The organism is Thermaerobacillus caldiproteolyticus (genome assembly GCF_013761245.1).
Taxonomy (GTDB): domain Bacteria; phylum Bacillota; class Bacilli; order Bacillales; family Anoxybacillaceae; genus Thermaerobacillus; species Thermaerobacillus caldiproteolyticus.
This window is the reverse complement of the sequence record NZ_JACDUT010000004.1, coordinates 314,021-320,903: the sequence shown is the minus strand read 5'-3', so window position 1 is coordinate 320,903 and position 6,883 is coordinate 314,021. Positions and strand designations below refer to the sequence as shown.

The window sequence follows — 6,883 nt, the reverse complement described above, 5'->3', positions numbered from 1 at the left end:
CATTCATCCGCTCCTTTGATTCATCTGTTTAGGAGCAGTATAGACAAGAATAGGCATTGGTTAAACATGTCGGAATTTCAAACTGAATTTATATAGGATCCTACGTTGATCCTAAAACCGGAAAAAAGAAAAGAAATCGAAAATACAAAACAATAACTGCAAAAGGAGCGAGACAAGCAGAGCTAGAACTTGCTAAATTTGTTGCTGAGGTAACCGGAGATGGATACTTTGAACCGGAGAAAATCAATTTTGTTGATTTTGTACAAAACGAATGGATCCCGAAATGCGCTAAAAAACGTTTGGCCCCGACAACTTTTGAAAATTACATGGAATGTGTTAGAAATCGAATATTACCTGCTTTCCAATATTTAAGAATGGACCAGATAAAACCAAAACATATCATAGATTTTTTGGATAACCTTGAGGAAAACGGTATGAGAATGGACGGCAAAGGAGGAAAATTGTCCAGTTCTCGAATTTACTATCATTACCGAATATTAAATAACATTTTTAACTTTGCACAAGAAATTCAAATCATTAAAGAAAATCCTGTGAAAATGGTTAAAAAGCCAAAGGTAGAGTACAAAGAAACAGAGGTATATACGGATGAGGAGGTAGCTCATCTTTTGGAATGTTTGGAATCTGAAACACAAGTACCACACTGGCAGATCATCATTAAACTCGCGATCATAACTGGGATGCGACGATCAGAACTCTGTGGTCTGGAATTTAAACACTTTGATTATGAGAATGGCTTAGTCCGCGTCCGCCAAGCTCTCACTTACACAAAAACCAATGGATATGAAATCCACGAAATCAGAAAAGGGAATCGAACGGCCAGACAAAGAGATATCCATATCCCCCTTTCCTTGGCAACCGAAGTCAAAAAGTTGGAACTGCAAAGAAAAAAAGAGCGCTTAGCTGCGGAAAAACTTTGGATGGACGGAAAATACAATTTTATTCTCTGTGATGAAACAGGGAAACCGTTTAATCCAAACTCTCTCAAAAATTGGTGGGAACGATTTATAAAACGTCATAAGCTTAAATATATTAATATTCATGCTCTTCGGCACACGTCGGCAACGTTGCTGATCAATGAAGGTGTGCACGCAAAAATCATCTCTGAACGTTTAGGACATTCCGATATCAAAACGACAATGAATATATATGGACATTCTCTAAAACAGGCTGACAAACTGGCAACAGAAAAATTGGAAAGTGTACTAAAAAGATCAGCAAAAAAATCAATATGAACCATCAAAAAACATTTAATTTTTCCGTTTTGCCGGCAAAAAGTCGGCAAAAACAGATTTTTAAAGAAAAAGCGCGGTTCATGATTTTCTCAAGAACCGCGCTGTATCAAGGACTTTTAATGATGATTCCGACTGGGCTCGAACCAGCGACCTCCACCCTGTCAAGGTGGCGCTCTCCCAGCTGAGCTACGGAATCAAGCAGGTTTTATCAATCACATTTTCAATTATATTCATGTCCGCATACATTGTCAAATATTTTTTTTAAAAAATCGTGATGATCGCTTAGGTTATTTTGATCTGTTACAACGAACATGCAATCTACTAGAAAGAGAGTACTATGATGAGCTTAAAAATCCGCATATATTCTGACTTCGTTTGTCCGTTTTTGTTTTATTGGAAAAATCCGCTGATGGAAGCAGTGAACGGAAAAGATATTGAAATCGAATGGATGCCGTTTGAACTTCGCTCATATTCGACGGAGCCGATGTCACTAAACAACGAATGCATCTAGCAAACACAACATCAATCGGTCAAACCGCTTTCGACGCAATTTGGCGTAAACATGTAGATTCCAGAGACTGATCCAGTTCCGCCGCATGCAGGATATCAATACACCTACGAACAAGGAAAAACGCTTGAATACGCTCGCTCTGTTTTTTCAGCATATTGACAAGAAAAAAATATAAGCAATATTACCGTGTTAAGCGAAATCTCCGAAAAATTTCGAGCTGTAGTCAAAATGCGAGCTTTAAAGAAATCCATCAACAAGCATTAAAAGCACGCTTACGAAGAAGTTCAAGTTACCGCCGTTCCGAAATCCATCATCAAAAATCGTATGCTTCACGGCTTACATACGAAAGAAGAAGTTAAAACAAATCATCAACGAGTAAACATAAAGCGATGAATGAAGGTCTCGATACATACACAGCCGTACCACTTCTAACGTGTTGCGGATTTTTTTGTTCAGTAAACGTTATCGATGATGTTTTTCTATTGTCCTTATTCCGTTTGATATGTTATGATGAAAGGAAACACATAAAACGGAGGGGTCAGCATGCGATACGTCACGCTAACAGACGTGTTTATCCATCCGATTGCGCAAAAATATTTAAAACGCTCTGGTGTTGCTCATGCGATTGCTACGGCTTATCATGCGTATCGATTAGCCATCAAGCATAACGTTAATGTCGATTTAGCAACAAAGGCAGCGCTTCTGCATGACATTGGCCATTACGAATGGTATTCCGATGGGAAATGGGATTATGAACAATACAAACAAAATGACATTCACGCAATTAAAGGCGCAGAACGAGCGCACAAGCTGCTGATCCGCCTAGGCGAACACCCACAAAACGCAAAAGAAATTGCACTCGCCATTCTTTTGCATACCGACTCCTATCTGCCAGAAGGCGAATTAAAACGAAAACCATTGCAAACAATTATCAAACTTGCCGACGAAGCAGATGAGGAGCCAGACGGCAAGCATCACTACCGAAAAATTGATGATGCGCTCGCTTTGAAAAAAGTGAAACAATTGGATGAACTCGTCAACAAACAACTTCAACAAGAACAAGAACGGCTTGATGAAATTATATAAGGCTAGGTAAAAATAAAGACCTAGCCTTCTGTATTTATCGAGTAATTGCTGTTGACTTTGCCTTGACATAGGAGAGCGCCTCGTCAAAGTCGGCAATTAAATCATCCGCCGCTTCTAGACCAACACTTAAGCGCAATAGCCCATCCGTAATTCCTCTTCGTTCCCTCTCCTCTTTCGGCATCGCTGCGTGCGACATTTTCGCTGGATACGACAAAATCGATTCTACTGCCCCTAAACTAACGGCAAACACTGGAATTTTCACATGCTTCACAAATGTACGTACCGCCTCTTCATCTGCTAGCCGGAATGATAACACTGCACCAAATCCGGATGATTGATAGCGTTGAATCGAGTGACCGGGATGGTGAGAAAGCCCTGGATAATACACTTCTTCTACTTTCGGATGCGCTGCTAAATAACGAGCGATTTGCAACGCTGATTGTGTAGATTGCTGCAAGCGGACATGAAGCGTCTTCAATCCACGCAACACAAGCCACGCGTCTTGCACTCCTAGCACTGCACCAAAGGCATTTTGCAATCTATACAGTTGATTAGCAAGTCCCTCATCTTTGACAACGGCAAGCCCGGCCACCACATCGCTATGCCCAGATAAAAACTTCGTCGCGCTGTGAAGAACGACATCAACCCCTAGATCCAGCGGACGCTGCAACGCCGGAGTCATAAACGTATTATCTAAAAATGTTAAACAGCCGTTCGCTTTGGCAAGCTTAACAATGCCGCGAATGTCGGTAATTTTTAAAAGCGGATTCGACGGTGTTTCCACATAAATTACTTTCGTGTTTGGACGAATATGGGAAGCGACTTCATGCAAATCGGTCATATCAACAAATGTATATTCGATTCCAAACCGGCTTAGTACATCGGTAATAATGCGGTACGTGCCTCCGTAAACATCTTCTGTCACAAGGACGTGATCCCCTTTTGACAATAATAAAAACGCTGTAGAAATCGCCGCCATTCCAGAAGAAAAGGCAAAACCTCGCACTCCTCCTTCGAGCTCTGCGATCGTCTCTTCCAACGCTTCCCTTGTCGGATTGCCAGAACGGCTGTAATCGTATTTGCCGAATGTATCAAAATCGGCCTGATGAAATGTCGACGCGTGTTGAATCGGGACGCTCACCGCCCCGGTTTGCTCATCTACTTTCCATTTGTTATGAAGCAAATTTGTTTGAAAAGAGAACTCTTTTTTCACTTCGCTACACCTCTTTCATTTTTTCCAAGGCTTGCGACAAGTCGGCAATTAAATCTTCAACATGTTCGATGCCAACGGAAAATCGCAATAAGCGGTTACAGACGCCGTTGGCAATGCGAATTTCTTCTGGAATATCGGCATGTGTCTGCGTCGCTGGGTATGTAATAAAACTCTCGACACCCCCTAAACTTTCGGCAAACGTAATCACTTGTAAGTTCTGTAAAAAGCGATTAACCCACGCTTCATCGCGCAGGCGAAACGACAGCATTCCTCCCCGTCCCGGATACAAGACATCCGTAATATCTTCACAGGCGGCTAAAAATTCGCTAATTTTTCGTGCGTTTTCCTCGTGTTGTCTCATTCGCAGCGCCAGCGTTTTCATGCCGCGAATCAAGAGCCAAGAATCAAACGGCGAGAGAACGGCACCGATGGCATTATGATATTCCGCTAACTGTTGACAAAGATCCTCCCCCTTTGCAACAACTAATCCAGCTAATACATCGTTATGGCCGCCTAAATATTTCGTAGCACTATGGATGACAATATCAGCTCCTTGCTTAATCGGTTGTTGAATAACCGGGGTGTAAAACGTGTTGTCAACGATGAGAAGCAGTCCGTGTCGCTTCGCTAATTGCGCTACTTCTGTAATGTCTGTTTCTTGCATTAATGGATTGGTCGGGGTTTCCAGAAAAATCGCTTTTGTTTTTTCCGTAATCAAATTCTCCACTAATTGTATGTCGCGAAAATCTACATAATGAAAACCTAATCCGTATTTTCGCCATCCTCTTTCGAAAAGTCGATATGTACCGCCATAAAGATCAGCAGAAACTAAAAACTCATCCCCGCTTTCAAATAGTGCTAAAATCGTTTGAATCGCTGCCATCCCGGAACTGAACGCATAGCCGCGATCTCCGCCTTCCAGCTTTGCGATCGCTTCTTCGACAATTTTCCGGGTTGGATTGCCGGTCCGAATATAATCGAAGCCTGTTGACTGTCCGATACCTTCATGACGGTACGCGGTGGAAAAATAAACAGGAGGATTCACCGTTCCTGTCACGTTCTCACTTCTGTTTCCGATCTGCGCCAGTAATGTTTCCAGTTTCTCCATGCTTCTCTCCCCTTTTCCGGTAAAATAAAAAAAGCCTTCTAAGAAGAAGACTTTTTGCATACTCCACGAAGTGCTTCTTCTTATCTGCCGAATTGAAACCAATTCGCTGGATTTAGCACCTGGCCAATAAAACATTGGCTGGTTGCTGAAGCTTCACTGGGCCAGTTCCCTCCGCTTCTCTTGATAAGAATCCGTTTTCTGTTATTCATTTTTCAGATTTTCTTACAATGTAACTCATTCTCACAAATTTTTCAAGTAATTTTTAAAATTTTTATTCATCGTTATATACTGAATGATTCTGCGTAGAAAGCTCCAAACAGTGAGTTTTCTTTTCCGATATACGATTCGTTTACTTGCTGATTTATATAAATTATCAAAAAAATTGCGCTTCATTCTCTTTTACGAGATCAACAAGGTTTGAAGTACTTGTCAAAATCGGATTATCCATATTGTTAAAATTCGAGTGTATCCCTGCCATAAAAAAGAGTTTTTCCCCTAATACAGCCGCACCATATGGAGAAAGATCTTCCATGGCGTCTCCCAGAAAAGAAGGAACAACTTTGTCCCCTTTCTTAATCGTTGAAACACGTTCCATAACAGTTTCCCCAAGTTTTGAAAGCTAATCTATCTTACTTATAAAATCATTTTCATAACAAACACCCCAGTGTGAAGTAGGACCCAGGCAACAACTGCTTCTAGTATAAATTTCTTTTACTTTGAACTTCTCTATGACGAAAAGAGGCGATAGATTACTGTGCTGTATATCCCCCATCAATCACCGCAGCTTGCCCAGTAATGCCTTTTGCCCTTTCACTCGCTAAAAAAGAGCGTAATCCGCCACCTCTTCCACACTTAATAGCCGTTTTTGTGGAACAAGCGGATAAATTACTTCCTCTAATACCTTTTCTAAAGGCACATTGCGCGTTACTGCTAAATCTGTTAGTTGATTACGAACAAGGGGGTGTCCACATATCCTGGGCATAATGCGTTAACAGTAATCCCATAAGGAGCTGCCTCCAATGCAGCCACCTTTGTTAAACCGATTACCCCATGCTTGGCACTATTATACGCTGCCTTACCTGCGAAACCGACAAGTCCATTAATGGAAGCCATATTAATAATCCGCCCGTACTTTTGCTTTTTCATAATAGGAAATACATGCTTGATAGCCATGAATGGAGCGATGAGCATCACGCGAATTAGCTGTTCAAATTTTTCTGTTGGAAACTCTTCAATCATGGAAACATATTGTAATCCAGCGTTATTGATGAAAATATCGATGCGTTCAAATTGTTGCACAGTTTGATCAATCGCCGCTTTTAATTGAGCCTCTGATGTTACATCACACGCCACCCCCAACGCTTCCGTTCCTTCACATCGTAACAGTTCTACCGCTTCATTTACCGCAGTTTGATGTAAATCTATTAAAGCAACTTTCGCACCATGTTCAGCAAATTTTTTCGCCAATTCCCATCCGATTCCCCTCGCGGCTCCTGTGATGACCGCCACTCGACTGTTGACCACATCCATATCTCCCTTCTTATCATGAATGTTCTACTATAAACGGGTTTTGACATACCTGTTGAAAAAAACCTTCATTTCGCAACAAATTCTCCAAAAATAAAGTCAATGTAATCACGCACATCGGTGACATGTTTCAACATAAATATGCTACAATAAAACATGTGAACGCTTACTTTCTGATGGAGGAT

6 protein-coding genes, 1 tRNA gene, 1 pseudogene and 1 riboswitch are annotated in these 6,883 nt (G+C 41.3%); of the genes and pseudogenes, 3 read left to right on the top strand and 5 right to left on the bottom strand.

All coding sequences use genetic code 11. From position 1 onward, the window contains the following. The first annotated feature begins 86 nt into the window (after nucleotides 1–86). Complete coding sequence (locus HNR31_RS19095) at nucleotides 87–1,253, top strand: site-specific integrase (protein ID WP_309505652.1); 1,167 nt, start codon at nucleotides 87–89, stop codon at nucleotides 1,251–1,253. Between the two features lie 123 nt (nucleotides 1,254–1,376). Here the strand turns inward: HNR31_RS19095 and HNR31_RS08585 are convergent. Further along, a tRNA-Val gene (locus HNR31_RS08585) sits at nucleotides 1,377–1,449 on the bottom strand. A gap of 144 nt (nucleotides 1,450–1,593) precedes the next feature. Here HNR31_RS08585 and HNR31_RS08580 point away from each other — a divergent pair. Then, on the top strand, nucleotides 1,594–1,764 hold the full coding sequence (locus HNR31_RS08580) for a hypothetical protein (protein ID WP_181555836.1): 171 nt from the start codon (nucleotides 1,594–1,596) through the stop codon (nucleotides 1,762–1,764). Between the two features lie 543 nt (nucleotides 1,765–2,307). Further along, the gene (locus HNR31_RS08575) at nucleotides 2,308–2,850 is read left to right on the top strand and encodes an HD domain-containing protein (protein ID WP_181555835.1); all 543 of its coding nucleotides are present in this window, start codon (nucleotides 2,308–2,310) and stop codon (nucleotides 2,848–2,850) included. A 34-nt stretch (nucleotides 2,851–2,884) separates the two neighbouring features. Here the strand turns inward: HNR31_RS08575 and metC are convergent, their stop codons facing one another. The 4 genes and pseudogenes from metC to HNR31_RS08555 form a co-directional block, all read right to left on the bottom strand. After that, complete coding sequence (gene metC / locus HNR31_RS08570) at nucleotides 2,885–4,063, bottom strand: cystathionine beta-lyase (protein ID WP_181555834.1); 1,179 nt, start codon at nucleotides 4,061–4,063, stop codon at nucleotides 2,885–2,887. A gap of 4 nt (nucleotides 4,064–4,067) precedes the next feature. Continuing rightward, nucleotides 4,068–5,171, bottom strand: coding sequence for a methionine biosynthesis PLP-dependent protein (locus tag HNR31_RS08565; protein ID WP_181555833.1), 1,104 nt, complete (start codon nucleotides 5,169–5,171; stop codon nucleotides 4,068–4,070). A 77-nt stretch (nucleotides 5,172–5,248) separates the two neighbouring features. After that, nucleotides 5,249–5,361, bottom strand: a riboswitch (SAM riboswitch). 183 nt (nucleotides 5,362–5,544) lie between these two features. Next, a complete protein-coding gene (locus HNR31_RS08560; protein WP_181555832.1) occupies nucleotides 5,545–5,766 on the bottom strand; it encodes a hypothetical protein in 222 nt (73 codons plus the stop codon). Between the two features lie 154 nt (nucleotides 5,767–5,920). Beyond that, a pseudogene (locus tag HNR31_RS08555) lies at nucleotides 5,921–6,695 on the bottom strand (3-hydroxybutyrate dehydrogenase). Nucleotides 6,696–6,883: the final 188 nt, after the last annotated feature.